Below are 24,875 nucleotides of genomic sequence, written 5' to 3' on the forward strand. Positions count from 1 at the left end.
ACCTTCCCCGCCGAACTCACACCCGGCGTGTCAGGCCGGAAACACCGTTAAATCCACAGTCCCCCTCGAACAGCGCAAATGGAAGTGATTCTTTATCGTGTAAAGAATGACCAGTCTGCACTGAGCTCACGCACCCACCCAAGGAGCAGGGATCTTCTGGTGGGGCCCGGGTCATTAGCATCCAGCGTCTGCCGTCATCGTACGATGTTGGGTTGGTCTGATGTCGAACTCGCGGGTGAAAGCAGCGCTGAGAGCGTATGCGCTGGAGTACCCGACCTGACGGGCGATGGATTCGACCGTGTCCTGACTACGTTCGAGGAGATCGGCTGCCATGCTGAGTCGCCATCCGGTGAGATAGGCGATGGGTGATTCCTCCATCACCTCGCTGAATCTTCGGGCGAGGGTAGCTCGGGAGACCTGAGCCTCATCGGCGAGCGTCTCGACGGTCCAAGGTTGCGATGGCGCGTTGTGAATCGCGGTGAGGGCGGCTCCCACGACCGGGTCGGTGGCGGCGCGGTGCCAACCGGGCGGTGAGGCCTCAGGCAGTGCCAGCCAGTCTCGTAGAGTGCCGATCAGGACGAGGTCCAAGAGCCGATCAAGTATGGCTTGCTGGCCGGCTTCCTCGAGGACGATCTCCGCCTCGAGCAGCGATAGATGCGACGATCGCTGCTGCTGGTGAGGAACCACGAGTACCCGAGGGAGCGAGCTCATCAACCGCTCGGCGATCCGGCCTGTGGTGGTGTATGAACCGGTGAGCAGAGCATGCTCGGCCTCCAGCTGCGTGCCGCAGGTCCTCACACCCAGGCAAATCTCCTCATCAGCGAGGAGATTGCCGGCTGCGTCTGTACAGGTGCCTTCTTCTGCGAACACATAGAAGGGTTCAACACTCACGTGAGGGTCGCTGGTCAGTAGAAACGACCGTGACCCGTTGACGACGGCGAGATCCCTGTTCTGCAGCCGAACAGGTGCGTCGTCGTCGGGGATCACCCACGCCTCGCCACGCAACATGGTCAGCAGAGTGATCGAGGCGCCATCGGTGAAGCGGATCGACCACGGCGGGGTCATGAGGTTCTTACCGAGCAAGGCCCCCGCGGAGCGGATGTGGCTGAGGATGTTGGTCAGAGCGTCCATGCGTCAATCTTAGACGCCTGCGCATCAAAGTGAGACCCTAAGCTATTCTCCGTCTCACAAATCGTTGGTGGAATGGGGTCATGACGACACCACAGACCATCACTGTTCTCGGAGCCACCGGCAAAACCGGAAGGCATGTCGCAGCACAGTTGCGCGAGACCGGCCACCATCTCCGAGAAGCATCGCGCCGCGGAACCCTACGATTCGACTGGGAGGACGAGACCAGCTGGGATCCAGTCCTCACCGGTGCTGACGGCATATATCTCCTGCCCCATGAAGCACCAGGTGGCAATGAACGACTCGCTGCGTTCACCGACCTCGCGGCGAAGGCCGGAGTCCAACGCCTGGTGCTGCTCTCAGCCCGTGAATGGACCGACCTCAAGATCGCCGAGGCGTTGGCTCGTGAGGATATTGTGCGTGAGTCCGGACTCGGCTGGACGATTCTGCGGCCTGTCTGGTTTGCGCAGAACTTCAGCGAAGAGTCGTTCTTCGCTGAAGGGATAGCCGGTGGTGAACTTCTCCATGGCACCGGGGAAGGGCGTCATCCCTTCGTCGACACCCGGGACATTGCAGCGGTCGCGGCAGCAGCTCTCACCGATGATCGTCACGCCGGAGAGCACTACGCGCTCACGGGTGCCCGCACCCTCTCAGTCGGCGAGGCTGTTGAGGCTATCACCGCGGCGACAGGACGCTCAATTCGATCCCGCTCCCTTGATTCCAGCTCCTATCGCGATCACCTGATTGAGCATCACTATCCACCGGGAACCGCCGAGGGAGTCGTAGGCCTGAGCGACCTTATCCGCAGCGGTGAGGATGCCCATCTCTCTGAGGGTGTTCAACAAGCGCTCGGACGTGAGCCCCTGGATTTCGCCGACTATATCGCCGACACCGTCGGCAACGGCAGGTGGGCTCGATGAACACGACTCCCACAGGCCACGAGATTCGCCTGACATCCCGTCCACAGGGTCTTCCCCTACCTGGCGACTTCGAACTTGTCGAGGTCGACCTTCCTGAACCGGCTGCTGGCGAAGTTTTTGTAGAAAACACCTGGATGTCGGTGGATCCCTACATGCGCGGGCGCATGGATGATGTCGAATCCTACATGCCACCGTTTACCATCGGATCTGCACTAGAGGGCAGCGCGATCGGCCTGGTCACGGCATCGCGCGATGAATCGCTGCCGGTAGGCACGGTCGTCTCCCACTTCGCAGGCTGGCGCAGTCACGCTGTTCTCCGCCGAGAAGGCGTCATTGCGGTCAACACCGACCTCGCCCGGTCACAGGACTACCTCGGAGTCCTGGGCACGACCGGACTCACCGCCTATGTCGCGTTAAAAGAGATCGCCCCGGTGAGCCAGGGCGACGTCGTGTTCATCTCGGCCGCAGCCGGCGCTGTCGGCAGCATCGCTGGGCAGCTCGCCCACATCGAAGGTGCAGCGAAAGTCATCGGGTCTGTCCGGAGTGAGACCAAAGCCGAGCAGATCCGCAGGGACTTCGGATTCGACGCCGCCTTGGACTACACGGCAGGCGACCTCACCGGCCAGCTCCGTGCTGCTGCACCTGAAGGGATCGACGTCTACCTCGACCTCGTGGGAGGCGATCACCTCGACACAGCTCTTGACGTGCTCAACGAGCACGGCCGTATAGCGCTCATCGGAGCCATCAGCGGCTACAACTCCCCGACTCCCATCTCCGGTCCGCCTGACTTCTTCCGCGTTTATGCAAAGCGACTGTCATTGCGCGGCATGCTCATCAGCGACCACCTCAGCGTCTTCGACGAGTACATCCCACAAGCCACCGCGTGGCTGACTGAGGGGAGCCTGCGCGCCGAGTCAACTGTGATCGATGGTCTCGACCAAGCACCAAAAGCGTTCCTCAGCCTGTTCGACGGAACCAACATCGGCAAGATGCTCGTTCGGCTATGAACGAAGAAGCCACATGACACCGCACCCGTTGAGGGTGCGGACGCTCGTTCCTGGAGACGACCAGCGCCTTCCGACTACTCCGCCACCTGGCGCTCGAGAGTAGAGTCTCCACCAGAACCATCGATCCACACGGAACAGGAGGATTCGTCACGGCGGAGCAGAAGAACACCACAGAGCATAGGACATCACTGTTCACCGGCGACGTCGCGCGCTCTCAGCTGATCGAGGTTCAGGTGCGCCCGCGCCAGGAACTCTCCTGGTAGGGGACATGAAACCCCACCATTGTCACCACCGCACTGGAACTACAAGGGGCTGCGTCACGATCCGGTCTCACTTATCCAGGGTTCTGTGGGGTTCGTTTCAGGCGTTCGGCCCATTCGATGAAGAGCCGTGTTTCCGTGGGGCCAAGGGCTTCGGGGTGGGCGGCGGCCTCCTCGATCAAAATGTTCGCGGATCCTCTTTGGTCGCCAGATGCCGTACCGCCGGTGATCGCGGCGATGACACCTTCCCGTACCGCAATTGACAGTTGCCGGTCTTCCTCGTTCACCACGATTTGGCGCAGTGTGACGCCGATGTTGGTGACCAGCACATGGGCGGCGGCCTGCTCGGCGGTCACGACCAGACGCCCCTGTTTGTGGGCTTGGCGCGTGATGGAACGGAGGATCTCACTGGGCCTTGATTGCGCTGCCGGTGAATAGCCGGGCCGGACTTTGCCGTACATCAGGGTGTAGAAACCCGGGTTCTCCAGTCCGAATGCGACGTGGGCGTCCCAGCCGCCCCGGATGTCCTGGATGGGATCTCCAGAGGACTCGGTCGAGGCTTTCGCCTCCAGGTACATGTCGAAACCACGTTCGATGACCGCTTCGATCAGACCCTGCTTACTGCCGAAGAAGTGATACAGCGTGGGCATCTTCACCCCTGCGGCCTCGCAGACTGCACGCAGCGAGAAGTCCTCGCCGGGGTCGGCGGCGATCATGTCGGCGGCGGAGTTCAACAACCGCGTGCGTGTATCGCTGTGCGATGTCTCTGTCATAGTGCTACAGTACCTTGTGTATCATCGATATATAGTTACATAGCGACGACACATGGAGGATTTCGTCATGACTGATCACACGCTCAACGCCAAGAACGTTCTGATCGCAGGGGGCGGCAAAAACCTCGGCGGTCTTATTGCCCGTCAAGCGGCTCAAGCGGGGGCGAACGTCGCGATTCATTACAACTCTGATGCCACTCGCCCTGAGGCGGAGGGGACATTGGCCGATGTTGAGGCAGCAGGTGTCCAGGGAGTGCTGCTCTCAGGTGATCTGACGAAACCGGTCAATGTTGAGAAGTTGTTCGCCGAGGCAGCATCGGCGATAGGTACCATCGATGTCGCGGTCAACACCGTGGGCAAGGTGCTGCGAAAGCCGATGGTGGAGACCACTGAGGACGAATATGATTCGATGTTCGACATCAACGCCAAGTCCGCGTATTTCTTCATCAAAGAAGCAGGTCAGCACCTTGCTGAGGGCGGCAAGATCATCACCATCCTCACCTCTCTGCTTGCAGCGTTCACCGATGGCTACTCCACCTACGCAGGTGGCAAGAGTCCTGTCGAGCACTTCACCCGCGCCGGGGCCAAGGAATTCGCCGGTCGGGGAATCTCCGTCACAGCCGTGGCGCCGGGCCCCATGGACACGCCGTTCTTCTACGGACAGGAGACCCCAGAACGCGTGGAATTCCACAAGTCGCAGGCTATGGGAAGCCAGCTCACCCAGATCGAGGACATCGCGCCCATCGTCAAGTTCTTGGCCACCGAGGGTTGGTGGATCACCGGTCAGACGATCTTCGCCAACGGCGGCTACACTACCCGCTAACCCAACAACCCCATCCTGATCAAGGAGACACCATGACTGACATCAGTATTCCCGAGCCCGTCGCCTCGTTCATCCACACTGTCAACCAGCACGACGAAGAAGGGTTCCTCAACGCGTTCACAGCCGAGGGTACGGTCGACGATTGGGGGCGCACCTTCGTCGGACGCGACCAGATCAAAGCCTGGAGCGACAAGGAGTTCGTCGGTGCTCTAGGCACCCTGACACCCGAAGAAGTCTTCAACGATGCCGGCGAGCTCGTGGTGATCGGTGATTGGCGCAGCAACCATGCCAACGGGCGCAGCCGGTTCGCCTTCAGCACTCAGGACGAGAAGATCGTGAAAATGACCATCCGCGAAGGCTGAACGTCTCCCATTTCAACCGGGCGCGGTGGTGCCACCGCGGCGCTTCACCTATGAAGTCCGCTGGCGCTACCGTGCCATCACCCAGCCCACGGAGGTCCGGAGTGGGAAGTGGACGCCTTGTGTGCCGGAAACCGCCGACCCGGAAGTGAAACCTCATGCGATCACCGATTCTTGATTACCTCGACACCATCATCGAGCAGACAGAGGACATCAATTCTGGCGCCCTGGCTGACTACATACCGGAGCTGGCGGCAGCCGATCCCGAAAGTGTGGCTGTCGCACTGTGCACGGTCAACGGAACCGTCTACGCCAGCGGCGACACCGACCACCGGTTCAGCATCCAGTCGATGTCCAAGCCCTTCGCCTATGCCCTGGCCATCGAAGACCATGGGCTGGAGGCCGTTCTCGAGCACATCGGTGTGGAGCCCAGCGGGGAGGCCTTCAACGAACTCTCGTTGGACCCGGAGACCGGAAAGCCCCGCAACCCGATGATCAACGCCGGCGCCATCGCAGCACATGCACTTATCGCAGATGATGAGGTGCCTGCGGTGGATCGTATGCTTGGGCTGTTCTCGCAGCTTGCCCAGCGGCAGGTGGGCATCGACGAGGCGGTTGCTTCCTCTGAGCTGGCCACCGGGGACCGCAACCTTGGGCTGGCCTACCTGCTGCACGCCTCAGGCGGATTGACACAAGATCCCCCAGCGGCGGTCGCCGGCTATATCCGCCAGTGCGCGGCATCGGTGACGGTGCGCGATCTAGCCCTGATGGCTGCGACACTGGCCAATGCGGGCACCCAGCCCAATACCGGTGAGCGAGTGTTCAGCAGAAAAGGCACCAAACACGTGCTCAGTGTGATGGCTTCCTGCGGAATGTATGACGCTGCCGGAGACTGGCTGACCACTGTAGGCATCCCTGCCAAGAGCGGGGTCGCCGGCGGTATCATGGGCGTGCTGCCCGGCCAGATCGGAGTCGCGGTGTTCTCACCACGCCTTGATCCCCACGGCAACAGCGCACGAGGAGTCCAGATGATGCAACGGCTCTCCGAAGACCTCGGTCTGCACCTGATGGAGACCGGCAGACCCGCCCGGTCCTCCCTGAGAGAAATACGAACAGCAACGATCGAAGGGCAGCCGGCCACGATCTACGTCCTCCAAGGCGACATGGTACTCAGCAGCATCGAATCGCTTGTGCGCGAAATCATCGAAAACCCTCCCTCAACCGACATCGTCATCTTCGACATGACCCGCGTCGACGAGGTCTTGCCCGTGGCACGCCGCACCTCATCGGAGACAGCGACAAAACTCATTGACGAAGGGCACCGGATCATCCTCATCGACCCCGAAAACACCGTCACCGACTTCCAGGACAGCCAGGGACGTCCGATCACCCGCTGGAGTACTCAACAACTGGAAGAGAACTCCGACTAGGACGAACCGCAATCGACGCAGCGATCGCACCACCTGTGTTCCAGCTACCGGGTGATGTCGACTCGGTACGTGATCCCAGGCTCCAGGTAGTGACCGCTGTAGGGGGCGCCGTCGACGGTCACGGAGCAGCCGTGCTCAAGGGCCAGCTGCAGTCCGGCCAGCAGATCCCAGGAGTAGGCGCCCACCGGGTTGACGAACCGGCGGACCCGGCCGATGATCACGTTGTAGAGGTTATAGACCGCCGCGCCGAAGAGTCGTGACTGAGGGGTTTCAGCGATCTGCTGCACCAGCTCCTCACTGATGCCGGAGGAGAACGCGGTGATCCTGGAGTTGCCGTAGCGGAGTTCATCGCCGGAGATGATCTTTCTGCCCAGCTCCGGCAGTGTGATCATGCTGGCCGCGTGGTCTCCGTCTGTGAAGATCGAGACTGCGGTCCCCCACTCCGGCAGTGAGGAGGCGAAGTTCTCCGTGCCGTCGATGGGATCCACCACCGCGACCCAGCCGGCGGGCTCTTGGTCCCAGCCGGCCTCATCCTCCTCTCCCACGAAGGTGAGATCGGTGAACTGAGTGCGCAGGTAGGACTCCAGCTCAGACTGGACAAGCCTATCCGCGGCAGTGACCGGGGTGTCGTCGCCCTTGATCGTCACCTGCGAGCGCAGCTGATCCAGCTGCGGCATCAAGCTGAGGATGAGGTCATGGGCACCTTCGAGCGCGCTGCGCGCCTGGGCAGAGTCCGTGTGAGTCATCGTTGGTCAGTTTAGCGGTGTTGTCGATCGCTGGCACCGTCATGAGTGGGCGTATGCATCCCACACAGCCGGAATCCTGGAATGCCGTTACACCCGCTTGCTTCTCGTCACCGAAATGGGGGGATTATCAATAGGTTCCTACCTGCTATTACTAGAATTCATTTCCTGCTAAAGTTCAGGTAGCTGTTCTGCTAATACTAGACTTAAGAGTTCCAGGGGTTGTTGTGAAGTACATTCGCCGCGTCTTCGACGACGAGCTGGATGCGCTCCTGCCCCACATCCCAGCCATCGCTATTGACGGGCCCAAGTTCGTGGGCAAAACCACCACAGCGCTGCAACATGCCCACAGCAGCATTTCCCTCGATGACCCTACAGTCCAGCAAGCCGCAGCAGAGGCACCTCATGTGATGCTCCGCGGAAAGAAGCCACTGCTCATTGACGAATGGCAGAAGGCACCTCCCATTTGGGACGCCGTCCGACGTGCGGTCGACGCCCACGATGGAGAAGGCGGCCAGTTTCTCCTCACTGGCAGCGCTAACCCGGCACCAGGTGCCACGGCGCACAGCGGCGCTGGGCGAATCGTGCGAATGCGGATGCGCCCCATGGCCTTGAGTGAACGAGGAGTCGGGGAACCGACGGTGAGCCTCCGAGAGCTGCTCTATCAAGCACCGGCAGCAATCGACGGGTACTCAGAGGTGGACTTTGAACAATACGTCACAGAGACTATTGCCTCTGGCATACCCAACTTCCGGGGCCTCAACCGCCGCAACCTGGTACTGCGGCTGGACTCCTATCTGGAAAATCTCGTAGAACGCGATATCCAGGAGTTCGGTCAGACTGTCAGACGGCGCGCGCTGCTCATGGACTGGCTGAGGGCCTATGCCTCAGCATCTGGTACCACCGCCAGCTTCAAAGCCATTCTGGAACGGGCCACCCCCGGAGAACCGGACAAACCCGCCCATGAAACGGTCACACGCTACCGCGAGCTGTTACGGCAGATATGGATCCTTGACCCGATCGACGCTTGGAACCCACGGACTGCGGACCTCGGACGACTCAGCACCAGCCCCAAGCACCACCTCGCCGACCCTGCGTTCGCAGCACGGCTCTTAGGCCTCACCGCAGCCAAACTGATGCGTGGAGACACTCCGCGAATCACACCTCCGTACGGGACAATCGCAGGGAACCTCTTTGAATCTCTTGCCGCCCTCTGCACACGCGTCTACGCACAGGCGGCCGAAGCCGACGTCTACCACCTACGAACGCGCAATGGGGATCATGAAGCTGACCTCATCGTGGAAGGGTACGACGGCAGCGTAGTGGCCATAGAGGTCAAGCTCTCCGGCCGTGTTTCCCGGGAGGATCTCAAACACCTGCACTGGCTGAAAACGAAGTTGGGCAACCGTCTCACTGACGCGATCATTATCACGACAGGCCCCGCAGCCTACCGACGCGACGACGGCATCGGGGTAGTTCCGCTCGCGCTGCTAGGTCTCTAACCCCTCCGTTGTGCGCTGCGGGCCTGGGTCGATTCGGCGTGAGGCAATGCTGATGAGTCTATCCTTGGAGGTGAGGGGAGCTACCCACGGCAAACACTGCGATTTTGCAGCACTCTATGCTGCGAAATCGCAGCAAGCTTCAGTGGCGGGGCGACATGCGGGCGTCAAGGAGGACCAGTAGACCCACCACGGCGGCTCCGGCAGCCCCCAGCCCCAGAGCTGGAAGCAGGAGGTCATCGGGGGCGAGCAGGGTGCGGTCCTCGTCCTGCCAGGGCCACAGGGTGCGCAGAGCGCCGAACATGACCCCGGTGAGCACCACCATAGTCACAGTGAAATGATGGTCCAGCAACCACTTCAGCCCTTTGATGATGCTGACCATGCCGATCAGCATCCCGGCCGCGAACACCCCGATATACCCCAGGTCCAAGTCGCGGACGGCAGCGATGCTGGGCTCGTAGAGTCCGAAGGTCAGCAGCAGAAAGGACCCCGAGAGGCCCGGCAGCAGCAGAGCTGAGACCGCCACCGCAGCCGCCGGCAACACAATCCACCACTGCGGCTCCATCTGGCCCGGCGGCAGCGAGACCAGAACGTAGGCCACTGCTGCCGCGGCCAGGGAATACAACCACATCCTCAGCGGCAACGCTCCTCCGGCAGAGCGGCGAGCCATGCGCAGCGGCACCGCAATGGAGACCAGCACCATGCCGAAGAACGCCGCACGCGTCAGCTCCGGGTGGTTCTCCACCCAGTCGCCGACGAACTGCACCGCGATCAGCAGTCCGACCGGCATGGCGATCACCACCGGAATGACCACCCGCCACTGCACACCCGCCATGTGCCCAGCGAAGCCCCTGCGGCGGTCCGGGCCGGTGATCAGCCTGCGCGCAGCTGAGACCATGGCCGAGGCGGAATCGATCAGGTGCCGGTAGATCCCGACCACCAATGCCACGGTGCCCCCGGAAACACCAGGGATGGTCTCGACCACGCCGATCAGGCCGCCTCGGATCAGGTTTCCCGGCACGGAGGTGCGGCGGTACTCCGCAACGGGCGGGTGGGCGGCGTCGTCGTGCGCAGAGGGGGAATGAGTCACCTGTGAAGCTTACCTGCGGCTCAGCCTGTCAGCGGATCCAGCGCGTCGGGAGTCACCGCTTGGAAGCGGACTCTGGTGCCCGGCGGCAACTGAGCGGCCAGCCCCAGATCCTCACGCACGACGACGCCGATCACCGGGTACCCGGCGGTCACCGGATGGTCAGCCAGGAAAACGATCGGCTCCCCTGACCCTGGGATCTGAATGGCACCGCGGACCACCGGCTCACTGGGCAGTTCCCCGGTGTGAGTGCGCTGGATCGGCGGCTCCGGCGCCTGTGCAGCCGGCCGAGAACCGGGCGGGGCACCCCCGCCGGTGGGACTAGTGAGGCGGATCCCGATGCGGTTGGAGTCCTCGGAGACCTCCCAGGTCAGTGACTGCAGCACCTCCAGTCCGGGATTTGCGCCCTTGGCGGCGAACCAGTCCTCGCGCGGGCCGGGAACGAACCGCAGCCGGGTGGAGGTCTCCGGCTCCGGCAATGCGGTGCGGGCCACATCGGCGATGCCCACAAACCCTGAGGGGACACCGACCAGCGCAAAGGTCTCCCCGGCACTCACCGGCGCCGGCCCCAGCCCGGAGAGCAGATCCGTGGACGCGCTGTCCAGCACCGTGGGGCTGGCCAGCCCTCCGGAGACGGCCACATAGTTGCGAATGCCGCGCTCAGGAGGGGCCAGACGCAGCCTCTCCCCCGGGTACATCAAAAACGGGGCGCGCAGCGGCACCTCCCGCACCCTCTCCGGTGCTGAGGCGTCCGGGTCCCCTGCCTTCAGCGCAGCACCTGTCCCGCTGACCGCCATGTTCGAGGTCTCCGGGACCGCTGGAGTGGCCACCTCAAGCCCGGTCTGGGCACCGGTGACCGCCAGCACGGAGGTCTGCCGCACCGAGAGCTCCAACCCGCCGTAGAGCACCTCGAACCCGGCCGCAGATTCATCATTTCCCACCAGCTGATTCGCCTGCCGCAGCGCCTGGGCGTCGGCCGCCCCGGAATGTGGAACGCCGAGCCCGCTGTGACCGGGTCTTCCGGCATCCTGGATCAGGGTCTGCGGACCGGGGCTGAGCACATCGACCACGGCATCGCCTGCAGGCACCTGCCCGCGGACGGTTCCCTGCTTGGGCTCAGTCACCGTGATGATCTCTGTGGTGGGCAGATAGCGCACGGTGTCCCCGGGACGCACCAGGGCCGGGGCCCTGCGGCCGATATCCCACATGGAGGCATCGGTGGTGCCGATCAGCTGCCATCCTCCGGGGCTGGCGCGGGGATAGACGGCGGAGAACTCGCCTCCCAGAGCAACCGCCCCGGCCGGCACCTCGGTGCGCGGGGTCTTTAGCCGCGGCACCACAGGCGGCTGCTCAGACTTTCGGGGGCGGCGTCGGGCGGCCAGCGCATGGGGCAGGCAGTAGGTGAATCCCGGGGCGAAGCCGGCGAAGGCCCCGACCCAGCGGGTGGAGCTGTGCCAGTCGATGAACGCCTGGGGGCTCATGTCTAAGTCTGAGGCCAGCCGCTCCAGATCGGCACCGTCATAGTGCACCCGGATCTCCAGCTCTCGGCCGGTCTCCACGTTGGCAGGCTTGGTGCGCATCCGCCGCAGCTGCTTTGCCGCCTCCTGCGTATGGTGGCGGGTGCGAAAGGCCACCAGCACGGTGCGTGCGGCAGGAATCACCTCGAGCTGCCCAGGCACCGGCTTCTCGCTCAGCTGCCGGTGGAAGGCCAACACCTCGGCCGGAGTGCCGAATTCGGCCAGCAGCGCACGCTGCCCAGCCGGGCGCACGGAGTCAGGCATCAGCGGTCACTCTCATCGCGCGGCCCAGCGGCAGCGTCACTCATCGGCCAGGCAGCCAATGCCTGGCCGGCACCGGCGCTGAGGCCGATGGTGAAATCCGAATCCACTGCCACTCCCTCGTGAAAGAATCAACCATGTGAATCAGGATACGAAAGAACCGCTGCTGAGCTGGAACTTCATCCTGGCGATCCTGATCAACCTCGCCATCACCACCTCGTTCTTCATTCTGGTGACCGGAATGGCAGTCTATGCCGCCAGCGAGTTCGGCGCAGGGGAGACTGCCGCCGGCTTCGCCGCCAGCGCCTTTGTGATCGGGGCTCTGTGCGCCCGGTTCTTCGCCGGCAAGTACGTCAATACCCTGGGCCGGAAACGGATCCTGGTGATCTGCCTGGGACTGTTCACACTGGCCGGAATCGGTTACCTGGGCGTGGACTCCTATGAATGGCTGCTGGTGCTGCGGGTGATCCACGGCATCGCCCTAGGCTTCGGACAGACCGCGCTGACCGCCGCAGTCTTCGACATCATTCCGCGAACCCGCCGCGGCGAGGGCTCAGGCTACTACCTGCTGGCCAATTCGCTGCCACCTGCCCTGGGGCCGCTGCTGGCGATCGAGCTCTCCGGGCGGTTCGGATTCGACGGGGTGTTCATCGCCGTGACCATCATCTCCGCGATCTCCTTCCTGGCCGCGTGCCTGATCGAGACCCCGGAGGTCAAGCGTCGCGGGACCACCCTGGGCCAAAAGCTGAGGCTGCGGCCCTCGGACATCATCGAGCCGCGGGCCTTCTCCATCGCGGTGGTGGCCATGCTGATGGGCATCACCTTCGCCTCGGTGATGACCTTCCTCAACGGCTACGCCCAGTCCCTGGGCATGACCGGCGGGGCAAGCCTGTACTTTGTGGTTTATTCGGCCACCATGCTGATCACCCGCCTGTTCATGGGCAAGGTCCAGGACCGCTTCGGCGACAACGCGGTGATCCTCCCCGCGCTGACCACCTTCACCGTCTCCATGAGCCTGCTGGCCTGGTCTCCGAATCAGGGCGTGATGATCGCCGCCGGAGTGCTGGCCGGGTTCGGATTCGGCTCGCTGCTGCCGGCCATCCAGGCGATCATCGCCTCCAAGCTGCGCACCCACCGGATCAGCATCGGGATCTCCACCTTCTTCATCATGATGGACATCGGCTTCGGGTTCGCCCCACTCTTCCTCGGGCCCCTGGTGGAGAACTGGGGCTATCACGTGATGTACGCCGGATGTGTGGGCGTGGTGCTGCTGACGATCCTGATGTACTGGCTGGTGCACGGGAAGTACTCGGTGAGGCAAGGTGTGGCGCGGCGTCGTGCTCAGCACTGGGTCAATGACGCCACCGGTGTGATGCCGCTGGTGCCGCCCACCGACAAAGACGACGACGGGGACGACGCCGCCCCCAGCGCCAAGACGCCCTCGGCCTGAACTCAGCTCCAGGGCGGGATCGCCACGGCCGGAGACGAACACCCCTAACGGCCTCAATCCTTCCGAGCGAAGGTACCATCGTCCTCGCCGGAGAGAAAGCGGCGCCCATAGATGAGCAGGCACAGCAGCGCACCAGCAGCCAGACCCCAGGCTGCTCCCATGAGAGCCAGAGTGCCAGCGGTGATTCCGGCGATGCCCAGGTCTCGCTGACTGCGTGACTCCATGATGCCGATCCGGACACTCACAAACGCTTGGATCAGCAGGGTCAGCGCCATCGCCACGCCCAGGATGGGCTCCACGAGGGTGACGATCGGCAGCAGCAGAAGGCCGGTGTTGGTGCCCCAGCGAAAGGAGCCCATGCCGCCGAAGAGTGACTTCATGGCCTTCCTGCCGTCCTTGTAGCGCTCGACCACCACAGCCTGCATCGCCGCCCAGACCGGGCCGGCCATCGCAACGTCCGGACCGATGACCCCCATCAGCGCATTGCGTGCACCGAAGATCATGTGCGCCCGATCCGGGTTGTAGTCGATGTGCTCGTCAGGCCGGGCTCTATTGGCCTCCTTGAGCAGCCCGTCCGCCTGCAGCGAGTCGCCAAAGACCACGATGTAGGTGGCCAGCACGGTGGGGATCGCCATCAGGAACATCTCCACCGGCGGCATACCGAGTCCAAAGACCGTGTACTCCTGCCACAGGGTGATGAAGTCAGGCTGGATGATGCCCCACTCGACCTGGGACCATTCCGCTTCCCCGGCCAGTGGTGCCACCACGACAGCCACCAGGATGCAGGGCAGGACCCCGAGCTTGCCGATCTGCATGGCGAACCGGTTGCGTGCACGCCAGGAGGAAAACCCCCGGGAGTACATGAGGAAGAAGGCGAGCCCGACGGCTACCGTGATGGTGACGGGGAAATCGTGGAACTCTCCGCCCTCGTCGAAGATGCGCTGGACGGCGGCGATGCCGGCGCCGATGAGCACACCGGACTTGATCGCCGCCGGAATGGCCTTGACCACCCGGCGAGCCAACCCGGTGACGCCCAACGCGATGGAGAACAGCCCCAGCAGGATCTGGAACGAGATAAGAGCGTGTATTCGTTCCTCGCCTTCGGGGAAGGTCTCGCAGTAGGCCATGACCAGTGGAATCGCAGGCGTAATCCAGCCGGGCACGACCGGGTCCCCCAGCAGGTGGTGGGTCAGGTAGAGCAGGCCGTTGATCAGGATCACCGCGAGCGCCACCTCGAACGGCATACCCAGCAGGCTGACCATCAGCGGGATGGCGGCCAGGTCCACCGCGCACATGAACAGTCCTTGGGTGTAGTCCGCCCATTCGAACCGGTAGTGAACGAACGGCAGCCGGACCTCGAAGGGACCGACCTTCCAGTGCGGGGTGGTACTGGGATGTCCGGAGCGGTTGGGCCTCTTGGGATCCTCGCCGGCGCCAGAGCCGGGATCCTCGGTGATCTGGGACATGGTCAGGCTTCCTGTCTGTCGAAGGTGATGATCTGCCGAACAGCTTTACCGGCCGATAAGTCGTCCATAGCCCGGTTAATGTCAGCCAGAGGGATTCGTGAGGTGATGAGGCGCTCCACCGGCAGCCGTCCTTCCCGCCAGAGCTGCTCGTAATGCGGGATGTCCCGCTTGGGCACCGAAGACCCCAGGTAGGATCCGATGATGGACCGAGCCTCCCCTGTGATGATGGCCGGGGGGATCGCGGCAGTGGACTCCGGATGGGGGAAGCCAACCGTCACAGTGCGTCCGCCCACTCCCGTAGCGCCGAAGGCAGTCTCGAAGGCGCGTGGGTTCCCAGCGCATTCGATCACGTGGTGAGCGGTGATGCCCTTTTCCTGGATCTGCTGCGGGGTGTACACCTCGTCGGCGCCGACCTCGCGGGCAAGGTCGAGCTTGTCCTCGGCCATGTCGACGCCGATGACCTTCTTATAGCGCTCAGCCACAGCGGTGAGCAGGGCTGCCATGCCGACTCCGCCGAGCCCGACGATCATCACGGTGTCCGAGGGCCGCGGCTGGGCGGCGTTAAGCAGAGCGCCGCCGCCTGTGAGTACCGCACACCCCAGCACTGCGGCGACCTCTGGGGGAACATCGGAGCCCACCGGCACCACACTTGCCTGATCGACCACGGCATAGTCAGCGAACCCGGAGACGCCCAGGTGGTGATGCACCAGTTCCCCGCCGCGGGTCAGCCGGCTCCCACCAGAGAGCATCCTGCCCTCGGCGTTGGCCCGGCTCCCGGGGGTGCACGGCAGTCGCCCTTGCTCAGCGCAGTGCTCACAGCTCTCGCAGCGCGGAAGGAAGGTCATCACCACCCGCTGACCGACCTCGATACCCTCAACGTCCTCGCCGACGGCGTCCACGATCCCTGCCGCCTCATGGCCCAGGAGCATGGGCACCGGCCGAGCCCGATCTCCGTTGACCACCGAGAGGTCGGAGTGGCAGACGCCGGCTGCCTCCATGCGTACCAGCAGCTCAGAAGATCGGGGCGCTTGGAGGTCAAGTTCGCTGATGCTGATCGGCTGCGAATTCGCATAGGGCCCTTCGCGGCCGATCTCCTCCAACACTGCACCAGTGATCCTCATCCGATTCATGTCCTCTCTTCTATCTTTCGACAACCTGGTGACTGGCATCACAAGGCATACCCTGAGATACAACCAGTAGTGGATGGCCATGTTCTACCTCAGAGCATGTTTATGCAGGCTATGTTTCGGATTAGACTATGTGCATGATGAACATGTCCACATCGGACAGGGAGGCTCTGCTGAGCGCTCTGCTGGATACAGCAGCTGAACTTTCCAGCCTCCGGGACGTAGAGTCCGTCCTGGCCTCCATCGTGCGCCGCACACGGCAGTTGGTCCGCTCCGATATGGCTTACATCAGCCTCAACGACCACACCGAGGGCACCACATACATCCGTCAGTCTGACGGGGTGGCCACCAGCGCCTACCGCACCATCAGGATGCCGATCGGCACGGGGATCCTAGGCCTGGTCGCCGCCGGGGAAGCTCCGTACCAGACCACTGACTACCTACCCGACACCTCTGTTTCGCATATTCCGGAGATCGACCGGATTGTCGCAGGAGAAGGGGTGCGCACCATCATGGGTGTACCGCTGCTGGTGGGTGGCCGGGTGATCGGCGCGCTCATGGTCGCCGAACGCTCTCACCGTGTTTTCAGTCCCGACGAGGTCAGCACGGTCGACTCACTCGGCAAGCACGCCGCCGTGGCCCTGGACAATGCCGAAAAAAATGCTCAGGCACTGCGCGACGCCGAACTGCTGAGTCTGACGAATGCGCAAAACAAGCAGGAGCTGCTCTCGCTGACCGAGATTGCCCGGTTCGATGAAGAACTCATGCACGCCGTCCTGCAGAGACCCTCCGCCGAGGGAGTGCTGGAAGTCACCGCCGGGACGCTGAATCTTCCGGTCACCCTGCTGAATGAACGGGGCGAGCAGCTGGCGGTCGTCGTCCCTGAGGGGATGCGCCAGAAAGCGGGGACCCGTCTTGACGAGCTGAGCACAGACCCACCTGGCGGTGAGATCCTGCAGCGGGGCATGCGCGCGGTTGACCGTGCGGGACGCTCGGTGCCGTTGGACCTCGAACAGCACGGTGACACCGGGCGCCGCAGCGGCGTCATCGCACCTGTAAAGTCCGGCGACGCCGCCCTGGGCTATCTGTGGGTAGGCACACCGCTGACTCACATTCAGCAGACCCTCCTGGAGCGTGCCGCATCGCACTGCGCCCTGGTGCTGCTATTTCTCCGCGCAGAGGAGGACGCCCAGTACCGGGCGCAGCTGGATGTTCTCGATGAGCTGCTCAGGGGAGAGCAGATTCCGCGTTCCAGACTAGACCGACGACTCCGACATTGGGGTCTGACCTCCAGTGATCAGGTCTGGGTAGCAACGATCGCCCACCCTTCTGCTCATCAGCGAGAGGTGCAACGCAATGTCCGGCAGCTTCCCGGGACCCGGCTTCTGGCAGCGGTGGACGGCAACCTCTGTGTGGTCTTCTCCTCCCCCGAGTGGGTGGAGAGCTTCCAGGATCTCAAGACACTCGCCGGCGAAAGTCGGGCTGCGTATGCCGGGCCGATGGACTCAGTGACTGAGCTTCCGGCATTCTGGCGGATGACGCAGACAGGAATGGCTGTGCTGCGCTATTCACGCCAGCACGGAATGATCGATGCCACCCGCCTAGGGCTTGTGGGGACTGTGGTGCATCTTGCTGCAGAATCAGGCGAGGTGAATCTGACAGCAGAGATCACACCGCTGGTGGACTACGACACCAGACGCGACACGTCTCTGACCGCGACGGCACTGGCATACTTCGACGCTGATCAGCGCATCGACCGCACCGCAGAGACCATGTTCATGCATCGCAACACCGTCAGGCAGCGCCTGGACACCATCACCAGACTGCTGGGGCCCGACTGGGACGCCGCGCCACGGTCGCTCGACGTGCACTTGAGCCTCCGGGCCTGGGCCCTTTCCGCAGCGGTCAACGGCAACTAACCGACTCTGCGCTGGGTGAGACCGTTCCACATGCGCTCAGCTGTGGTCTTGCAGGAACCGGTAGACCTCCGTGGTGTCCACACCGGGGAAAGCTCCCTCCGGCATGGCGGCCAGCAGGTGGGTATTGGCCCGGGTGGCCGGCCACGCGTTGCCCTCCCACACCTCGGCGAGATCGGCCGGCGGGGTACGGCAGCAGGTGGGGTCCTCCGGGCAGCCGGAGACTGAGCGGGAGGAGGTGTCCCTGCCGCGGAACCATTTGGCGTGCTCGAACGGCACCCCGATCGACAACGAGTACATGCCCGAGGAATGGCCCTCCGTGCGGGCGGTGCACCAGTAGGTGCCGGCCGGGGTGTCGGTGTACTGGTTGAAAGAGCGGAACTTGTCCTTGACGTCGAAGACCTCGCGGGAAGTCCACCGACGGCACACCGTCTGGCCCTCAATGGCTCCGGAGTGGTCAGCCGGGAAGCTGACGCCGTCGTTCTCATAGGCCTTATGGATGATCCCGGACTCATGGACCTTCTGGAAGTGGCAGGTGATGCCCAGGTGCTCAGTGGCCAAGTTGGTGAAGCGGTGGGCAGCGAATTCGTAGGAGACCGCGAAGGCATCCCGGAGGTCCTCCAGAGCCAGCTCCTTGGCACTCTTGGCGCTGGAGAGGAACTCCACCGCAGCGCGTTCGGGCATCAGCAGCGCGGCGGCGAAGTAGTTGGTATAGACCCGCTGGCTGAGGAACTCGGAGTAGTCGGCCGGCTCAGTGTGGCCCAGCACGTGATGGCCCAGGGCCTGCAGCAGCACAGACCGGGCATCCCAGTCCCGGGAGCGGCCCTGGGTGAGGAAGATGACCTTATTTCGCTGGTCGGTCACCGACCGGGTGGAGTTCGGCAGATTGGGGACGAACCGGATGGAGAACCCCAGATGCTCAGCCAGCTGGGCGGCAAGATGGTGGCCCAGCGGTCCGGAGCTATAACCGACCGCCTCCAGCAGCTCTGCGGCCTGAGCCTCGATCTCCGGATAGTAATTGTTGCGGGCCTTCATCTCCTCGCGCAGCTCGGTGTTGGCCCGCCGGGCCTCCTCCGGGGTGGCGGCCTGCTCTTCCAGCCGCCGCTTGAGCTCCCGCTGCAGTGAGACCAGGGACTCCAGCACATCCATCGGCAGACGATTGGAGATCCTGACAGCGGGCAGGCCCAGTGCCGCGTAGAGCGGTCCGCGCTGCGTCTTCTCCAGCTCAATCTCCAGTGCGGCACGCTTAGACGGCGGCTCTGCGCCGACCAGATCATCCATGCTCACCCCCAGCGCTCTGCCCAGCTGCTGCAGCTGAGAGAGCTTGGGCTCGCGCTTGCCGTTCTCCAGCAGCGAAAGCTGGCTGGGGGCGGTGCCAACCTGCTCGGCCACATCGTCGAGGGTCATCCCCTTCTTCTTGCGCAGGTGGCGCACCCGGCGGCCCAGGGCAATCAGGTCCAGGGCGCCGTCGTCCTGATCCTCCACCGCACGCAGGTGAGCGCGGGAGGACTCGGGCTGCTGGTTCGGGGCGGGCTCCGCTGCTCGCATATCAATGAGTGTACGGCAGCCGTGATGGGTGACCGGAGGTCTCATTGGCCAGGTACCGTCCGAAACTGACACTGATATGACCCATGCAACATTTTCCGGCTAGGGTATGGGCGAACCGCCGAGCGGACCTCTGTGGGCCCTCGGTCACTGACCCAGCCCATATGAAAGGCGTGCGCTCATGGAAGAGCCATCAACGTTGCTGACATTCGGCGGTCTCGGAATCATCGCCGTCACCGTCGGTTTGCTGATGTGGAACAAAGTCTCACCGGTGGTCGCCATGGTGATCACCCCGCTCCTCGGTGCGCTGCTGCTGGGCTTCAGCATCAGCGACATCACCGAGTTCATGGACTCCGGGGTCAGCCAGGTCATGAATGTCACCGTGATGTTCATCTTCGCCATCCTGTTCTTCGGCATTCTGACTGATGCTGGCTTGTTCGACCCCATCGTCCGGGGCTTGATCCTGGCCACCCGCGGCAAGGTGATCCTGGTGACAGTCGGCACTGCGCTGATCGGCGTGGTGGCGCATATCGACGGTGCTGGAGCCACCACGTTCCTGCTGACGGTCCCAGCCCTGCTGCCGCTGTACAAGGCACTGCATATGAGCCGGTACCTGCTTCTGCTGCTGCTGGCGATCTCCGCCGGCATCGTCAACATGATCCCCTGGGGCGGTCCGCTGGGCCGCGCCGCCTCGGTGCAGGGCATCGATCCGGTGGCCCTCTACCGGCCGCTGATCCCGCTGCAGATAGTCGGTGTTGTTGTGGTCGTGATCATCGCAGTGCTACTGGGCATCCGTGAAAGCCGGCGGATCAGTCGCCGGGTTGCTGCCGGAGACATCGAACTCGCAGAAGATGTCAACGTCCGTGGCATCGCCGATGCGTTCAGTGAAAGGCAACGCGAGGAGCGCGCCGACATCGTCGACAGAATGAATTCCGCACGCTGGGTCTACTGGGCCAATGTCGTTCTGGCCCTGGCCATTGTGACCATGATGCTCGCCGATATCCTGCCACCGCAGTTTGCGTTCATGCTCGGCGTCGCCCTTGCGCTGCCGCTGAACTTCCGAGGCTCCAGCCTGCAGATGGAACGCATCCGGGCCCATGCCCCGAACGCGTTGATGATGGGCGCTGTCATCCTGGCGGCATCGGTCTTCTTGGGCGTTCTCAACGAATCTGAAATGCTGGAGTCTGTGGCGCTGTCCACCCTGTCAGTCATGCCCGAGCAGCTGGGACCGAATCTGCACATCGCCATGGGCCTGATCGGTGTCCCGATGGATCTGCTGACCTCCACTGACGCCTATTACTTCTCAGTGCTGCCGCTGGTGGACGCCGCCGCTACTCAATTCGGCACCGACTCCATGGAGATCGCCCACGCAATGCTGATCGGCAATATCATCGGCACCTTCGTCAGCCCGTTCTCCCCCGCCCTGTGGCTGGCCCTGGGCTTGGCCGGAGCCAACCTGGGCGAGCACCTGCGGTACTCCTTCTTCATCGTGTGGGGCTTCTCCGTCCTGATGCTGGGAGCCGCCATGCTCTTGGGCATCATCAGCATCACCTAGCGCTGGTGGCAGCCCTGAGTCAACTTGGGCGCCCCACGGGTGAGAAAGGTCACGATTTACGAATTTACTCAGCGTTATTTTTGCGTTTGATAAGTTAAGAGATGAATTCACGCACCTGAGGAGCCCACGTTTTGACTGACACCGCGAGTAATAATGTTGCGCCTGCGGTCAGTGTGCAGAATGCCTACAAGGCCTTCGGCAGACGGCCGCAGACGATTGTGAAGCGGCTCAAAGAGGGTGCCACCCGCGATGAGCTGAAGTCCCAGGGAATGGCTGCGGTGATCGATGCGTCCTTCGACGTCGCCCCTGGGGAGATCTTCGTGGTGATGGGCCTTTCCGGCTCCGGGAAGTCCACCCTGATCCGCACACTCAACGGGATTCAGCCGCCCACTGACGGGACTGTCAAGATCTTCGGCCAAGACATCACCAATGTCAGCCCCCGGCAGCTTCGTAGCATCCGGCGGGAGAAGATCGCCATGGTCTTCCAGCACTTCGCCCTGATGCCACACCGTACCGTAGGGCAGAACGCCGCCTATGCCCTGGAGGTCCGGGGCATCAGCCGCAGCGACCGCGAGAAAAAGGCCGAAGAGGCGCTGAACATGGTCGGCCTGGCCGGCTATGGCGGCTCCTTCCCCCATGAGCTCTCCGGCGGCATGCGCCAGCGGGTCGGGCTGGCCCGGGCGTTGGCCGCCGAGACCGACCTGATGCTCATGGACGAGGCCTTCTCCGCCCTGGACCCGCTGATCCGCAAGGAGATGCAGGATCAGCTGCTCGAACTCCAGCAGCAGCTGGGCAAGACGATCGTGTTCATCACCCACGACCTCAACGAGGCGATGCGGCTGGGCAATCGGATCGCGATGATGCGCGATGGCAGGATAGTCCAGATCGGCACCACAGAACAGATCCTCAACGATCCGGCCAACGACTACGTGGCCCAGTTCATCCAAGAGGTGGACCGCACCCGGGTGCTCACCGCTGGCGAGATCATGGAACCGCCGGTCGCTGTGCTGGGTGCGGGACAGGGTCCGCGGGCAGCCCACCGCCTGATGCGCGAACACCAGACCAGCGCCCTGTGCGTGGTCGACCAGACCCGGCATCTGCAGGGAGTGGTCTACGAGGACGACGTCGCCGCCGCCGTGGCTGCCGGCGCTGAGGGACTGACCGGACTGCTGCGGCAGATGCCCGCCACTCTGCCCGGCACACTGCTGGCCGAGCTGATCGGTGCTGCCTCCCAGCACGCCGCCGGGCTGGCCGTGGTCGACGATCACGGCCGGCTGCACGGGGTGATCCCCCGGGTCACCCTGCTCAACGCCCTGGCCGACACCAGCGCCGAGGGCGCGGTCCGGACCATCCTTGAGGAGGCTCCCGCATGATCCGCGCAGACGAGACCGAAAGCACCATAGTCCCCCGCATAGAGGTCGGCGAACGGCTCGAGGCCGGGTTCGAGTGGTTCGAGGACACCTTTGACAGCGCCATCAACTGGGTCGGCAGCACCGTCGCCTATATTTCCGACGGTCTGGCAGAGATACTCGCCATACCCGATGCCCTGATCCTCACCGTGATCCTGGCAGCCATCGCCTGGCTGGTGCGGAACTGGAAACTTGCGCTGGGCACCGTGGGGCTGATGCTCTTCATCATCACCGTGGACCAGTGGAACGAGGCGCTGGAGACTCTCGCCCTGGTCGCTGTAGCCGCCGCCATCGCGCTGATCATCGCCATACCACTGGGAGTGTTGGCCGCCAAGAGCCAGATCGCCTCCAGGATCATTCGGCCGGTGATGGACCTGATGCAGACCATGCCCGCCCTGGTGTGGCTCATCCCCGCTCTGGCCATGTTCAGCCTGGGCATGACCGCTGGAATCTTCGCCACGCTGATCTTTGCCCTGCCCCCGGGTGTGCGCTTCACCGAGCTCGCCATCCGGCAGGTCGATGCCGAAGTCGTCGAGGCCGGACACGCCTTCGGCTCCACTCCCGCACAGATCCTCTTCCGCGTCCAGCTGCCGCTGGCGGCCAAGACCATCATGGCTGGGGTCAACCAGGTGATCATGCTGGCACTGTCGATGGCCGTCTTCGCAGGCTTCGTCGGCGCTGGCGGACTGGGAACCGAGGTGGTTCGGGCCATCAGCCAGCTCAACCTGGCACTGGGCTTCGACGCCGGCCTGTCTGTGGTCATGCTGGCCATCTACCTCGACCGGGTCACCGCGGGGATCGGCGGTGGCGAGGGCGTCCTGGCCAAGCTGCTGCGCCGTCGTAAGTCCGCTCCTGTCCAGACTGAGGAGACGGCAGAGGATAAGGCCGCTACCGGCTCTCCGACGACCTGAAAATCTGCCCGCCCCATGTGGCGGGACTCTGTAGAGAAACCGACCCCAACTGAAAACGGAAGGAATCAGGACATCATGAGCACCTCATCGAAATTCCTGAAGTCCGCTGCCATCTTCTCGATGCTCGGACTCACGCTGGCCGCCTGCGGCGACAATGGAGACGACGACGCCAACGGCGAGGACCCCGACGAGAACGGTGTCGAGGAGACCGACGACGGCGACAACGGCGAGGCCGCCGGCGGAACCATCACTCTGGGTTACGTGGACGGCTGGACTGATGGCCAGTCCACCTCCTACCTCTGGCAGGTGATCTTGGAGGAGCAGGGCTATGACATCGAGATCATGGATCTGACCGACGCAGCACCCCTTTACCAGGGCCTGGCAGATGGCGCCATCCACGTCTACCCCTCCGCTTGGCTGCCGGTGACCCATGAGAACTATATGGATCAGCACGGCGATGACCTCGAGGACCTCGGCCACTACTACGAAGGTGCTGTGCTGACCCTCGCCGTGCCGGGCTACACCGATGTCGATTCCATCGCTGACCTTCCGGACAACGCCGACCTCTTCGACGGCCAGGTCATCGGCATCGAGCCGGGCTCCGGACACATGGACACCACCTCCGGGACCGTCTTCCCCGAGTACGGGCTGGATGAGGACTTCGAGCTGGTGGAATCCTCCACGGCAGCCATGATGGCCACCCTCGACGATGCCTTGGACAACGAGGAGGACATCGTGGTGACCCTGTGGCGTCCGTTCTGGGCCTATGACGGAGAGCGTGACCTCAAGGACCTGGAGGACCCCGAGGGTCATCTGGGTGCTGAGGAGACACTGAACCTGGTGGCCAACGCCGAGTTCTCCACCGAGTTCCCCGAGGTCGCTGAGTGGATGAGCAGCTTCGAACTGACCGACGACGAGTACGCCGAGCTCGAAGACCTGGTCGTCAACGAGTACGGCGGCATCGAAGGTGCAGAGGTCTGGGTGGAGAACAACCAGGATCTGGTGGACGAACTGATCAACTGATCACCGCCTCTGCTGAGTGACTGCATAGACACCACTGCGCCCCCGAGGGACCTCGAATCCTCGGGGGCGCAGCAGGCTCTTGACTCAGGCCGCCCTGACGTGGGCTCCCTGAGCGGTTCGTGATATCAGGACCGCGGCATTGGAGGCCTGGCCGTCCTCGTCGTCGTCCATATCCGGCTCCCCAGCGCTGAGGTGGATGGCGCGGATAGTGCCCTCAGGCAGGTCCAGCAGATCCTCGGCGCGGGTGAAAAGCTCCTGCCACAGCTGCAGCTCCTCCTCACCCTCGGTTCCCGGCAGGGAGACGAACGGGGCACGGCCTTCGCTGAGCAGACGGCGGGAGTTGCGGTGGACATGCAGGCCGAAGTCCACGATCCCGGCTGAGATCGGGCCGCTGCCGCACAGAATCCGGTCCTCGGCCCGTGAGAGCCGCCGCGGGCTGATGAAGCTGCTCGGCGGCTCAGTCAGATGCCGGTCCACCAGCTCCTGCCAGCCTTTGGCGGAGTGTGTCCCCACCTTCAGTCCCAGGGCCGCCACACGGTGGCCAAACTCCTTGTGCAGCGTGGCCAGGAATTCCAGTGCCGCTGCGGTGAACAGCTCATTCTGCCGAGCCACTGCCGGGCCTGTGAGGGTGATTCCGTTGATGGTGATGGTCTGTCCGGTATTCAT

General features: G+C 63.4%; 21 protein-coding genes. 12 read left to right on the plus strand and 9 right to left on the minus strand.

Going from position 1 to position 24,875, the window contains the following annotated elements; translation table 11 throughout:
- Positions 1-174: 174 nt before the first annotated feature.
- Positions 175-1,131, minus strand: coding sequence for an AraC family transcriptional regulator (locus tag DVO78_RS03295; RefSeq protein WP_120003392.1), 957 nt, complete (start codon positions 1,129-1,131; stop codon positions 175-177).
- A gap of 80 nt (positions 1,132-1,211) precedes the next feature.
- Here DVO78_RS03295 and DVO78_RS03300 point away from each other — a divergent pair, with 80 nt between their 5' ends.
- Both DVO78_RS03300 and DVO78_RS03305 read left to right on the plus strand, forming a co-directional pair.
- Positions 1,212-2,048, plus strand: coding sequence for an NAD(P)H-binding protein (locus tag DVO78_RS03300; protein WP_120003393.1), 837 nt, complete (start codon positions 1,212-1,214; stop codon positions 2,046-2,048).
- Positions 2,045-3,055 (plus strand): NADP-dependent oxidoreductase, encoded by a 1,011-nt coding sequence (locus DVO78_RS03305; protein WP_120003394.1) that lies wholly within the window; start codon positions 2,045-2,047, stop codon positions 3,053-3,055. Before DVO78_RS03300 ends, DVO78_RS03305 begins: the two co-directional genes overlap by 4 nt.
- 334 nt (positions 3,056-3,389) lie before the next feature.
- Here the strand turns inward: DVO78_RS03305 and DVO78_RS03310 are convergent, their stop codons facing one another.
- Positions 3,390-4,088, minus strand: a complete 699-nt coding sequence (locus tag DVO78_RS03310) for a TetR/AcrR family transcriptional regulator (protein WP_120003395.1) — start codon at positions 4,086-4,088, stop codon at positions 3,390-3,392.
- Positions 4,089-4,155: 67 nt separating this feature from the next.
- Here DVO78_RS03310 and DVO78_RS03315 point away from each other — a divergent pair, with 67 nt between their 5' ends.
- The 3 genes from DVO78_RS03315 (at position 4,156) to DVO78_RS03325 (ending at position 6,700) form a co-directional block, all read left to right on the plus strand.
- The gene (locus tag DVO78_RS03315) at positions 4,156-4,911 is read left to right on the plus strand and encodes an SDR family oxidoreductase (RefSeq protein ID WP_120003396.1); all 756 of its coding nucleotides are present in this window, start codon (positions 4,156-4,158) and stop codon (positions 4,909-4,911) included.
- A gap of 32 nt (positions 4,912-4,943) precedes the next feature.
- Complete coding sequence (locus tag DVO78_RS03320; protein WP_120003397.1) at positions 4,944-5,273, plus strand: nuclear transport factor 2-like protein; 330 nt, start codon at positions 4,944-4,946, stop codon at positions 5,271-5,273.
- Positions 5,274-5,428: 155 nt separating this feature from the next.
- A complete protein-coding gene (locus DVO78_RS03325) occupies positions 5,429-6,700 on the plus strand; it encodes a glutaminase (RefSeq protein ID WP_120003398.1) in 1,272 nt (423 codons plus the stop codon).
- Between the two features lie 44 nt (positions 6,701-6,744).
- Here the strand turns inward: DVO78_RS03325 and DVO78_RS03330 are convergent, their stop codons facing one another.
- Positions 6,745-7,446 carry an inositol monophosphatase family protein gene (locus DVO78_RS03330; protein ID WP_120003399.1) on the minus strand — a complete coding sequence of 234 codons (702 nt, stop codon included), beginning with the start codon at positions 7,444-7,446 and terminating at the stop codon, positions 6,745-6,747.
- 224 nt (positions 7,447-7,670) lie between these two features.
- On the opposite strand from DVO78_RS03330, the gene DVO78_RS03335 reads away from it, so the two are divergent.
- A complete protein-coding gene (locus DVO78_RS03335; RefSeq protein WP_120003400.1) occupies positions 7,671-8,945 on the plus strand; it encodes an ATP-binding protein in 1,275 nt (424 codons plus the stop codon).
- A gap of 139 nt (positions 8,946-9,084) precedes the next feature.
- Here the strand turns inward: DVO78_RS03335 and DVO78_RS03340 are convergent, their stop codons facing one another.
- A complete protein-coding gene (locus DVO78_RS03340; RefSeq protein ID WP_120003401.1) occupies positions 9,085-10,032 on the minus strand; it encodes a DUF368 domain-containing protein in 948 nt (315 codons plus the stop codon).
- Positions 10,033-10,052: 20 nt separating this feature from the next.
- A complete protein-coding gene (locus tag DVO78_RS03345; RefSeq protein WP_120003402.1) occupies positions 10,053-11,810 on the minus strand; it encodes a 5-oxoprolinase subunit B/C family protein in 1,758 nt (585 codons plus the stop codon).
- 136 nt (positions 11,811-11,946) lie between these two features.
- Here DVO78_RS03345 and DVO78_RS03350 point away from each other — a divergent pair, with 136 nt between their 5' ends.
- Complete coding sequence (locus DVO78_RS03350) at positions 11,947-13,257, plus strand: MFS transporter (RefSeq protein ID WP_157983839.1); 1,311 nt, start codon at positions 11,947-11,949, stop codon at positions 13,255-13,257.
- A 53-nt stretch (positions 13,258-13,310) separates the two neighbouring features.
- Here DVO78_RS03350 and DVO78_RS03355 read toward each other — a convergent pair whose 3' ends face one another.
- Together DVO78_RS03355 and DVO78_RS03360 are read right to left on the minus strand one after the other, a co-directional pair.
- Positions 13,311-14,723: a solute carrier family 23 protein gene (locus DVO78_RS03355; RefSeq protein ID WP_120003404.1), complete on the minus strand. Its 1,413-nt coding sequence runs from the start codon at positions 14,721-14,723 to the stop codon at positions 13,311-13,313.
- A gap of 2 nt (positions 14,724-14,725) precedes the next feature.
- On the minus strand, positions 14,726-15,844 hold the full coding sequence (locus DVO78_RS03360) for an alcohol dehydrogenase catalytic domain-containing protein (protein WP_120003405.1): 1,119 nt from the start codon (positions 15,842-15,844) through the stop codon (positions 14,726-14,728).
- 143 nt (positions 15,845-15,987) lie between these two features.
- On the opposite strand from DVO78_RS03360, the gene DVO78_RS03365 reads away from it, so the two are divergent.
- A complete protein-coding gene (locus DVO78_RS03365) occupies positions 15,988-17,769 on the plus strand; it encodes a helix-turn-helix domain-containing protein (RefSeq protein WP_162301556.1) in 1,782 nt (593 codons plus the stop codon).
- 36 nt (positions 17,770-17,805) lie between these two features.
- Here the strand turns inward: DVO78_RS03365 and DVO78_RS03370 are convergent, their stop codons facing one another.
- Complete coding sequence (locus DVO78_RS03370; RefSeq protein WP_120003407.1) at positions 17,806-19,314, minus strand: helix-turn-helix domain-containing protein; 1,509 nt, start codon at positions 19,312-19,314, stop codon at positions 17,806-17,808.
- A 178-nt stretch (positions 19,315-19,492) separates the two neighbouring features.
- Here DVO78_RS03370 and DVO78_RS03375 point away from each other — a divergent pair, with 178 nt between their 5' ends.
- The 4 genes from DVO78_RS03375 (at position 19,493) to DVO78_RS03390 (ending at position 24,209) form a co-directional block, all read left to right on the plus strand.
- Positions 19,493-20,866: a CitMHS family transporter gene (locus DVO78_RS03375; RefSeq protein ID WP_120003408.1), complete on the plus strand. Its 1,374-nt coding sequence runs from the start codon at positions 19,493-19,495 to the stop codon at positions 20,864-20,866.
- A gap of 131 nt (positions 20,867-20,997) precedes the next feature.
- Positions 20,998-22,239, plus strand: coding sequence for a quaternary amine ABC transporter ATP-binding protein (locus DVO78_RS03380; RefSeq protein WP_238385121.1), 1,242 nt, complete (start codon positions 20,998-21,000; stop codon positions 22,237-22,239).
- Complete coding sequence (locus DVO78_RS03385; protein WP_120003409.1) at positions 22,236-23,186, plus strand: ABC transporter permease; 951 nt, start codon at positions 22,236-22,238, stop codon at positions 23,184-23,186. The genes DVO78_RS03380 and DVO78_RS03385 overlap by 4 nt, the downstream gene beginning before the upstream one ends.
- Before the next feature lie 75 nt (positions 23,187-23,261).
- Positions 23,262-24,209, plus strand: coding sequence for a glycine betaine ABC transporter substrate-binding protein (locus DVO78_RS03390; protein ID WP_238385122.1), 948 nt, complete (start codon positions 23,262-23,264; stop codon positions 24,207-24,209).
- 84 nt (positions 24,210-24,293) lie between these two features.
- Here the strand turns inward: DVO78_RS03390 and DVO78_RS03395 are convergent, their stop codons facing one another.
- Positions 24,294-24,875, minus strand: a complete 582-nt coding sequence (locus tag DVO78_RS03395) for an aldolase/citrate lyase/malate synthase family protein (protein WP_120003410.1) — start codon at positions 24,873-24,875, stop codon at positions 24,294-24,296.

The sequence above is a fragment of the Nesterenkonia muleiensis genome, assembly GCF_003600155.1.
Lineage (GTDB): Bacteria > Actinomycetota > Actinomycetes > Actinomycetales > Micrococcaceae > Nesterenkonia > Nesterenkonia muleiensis.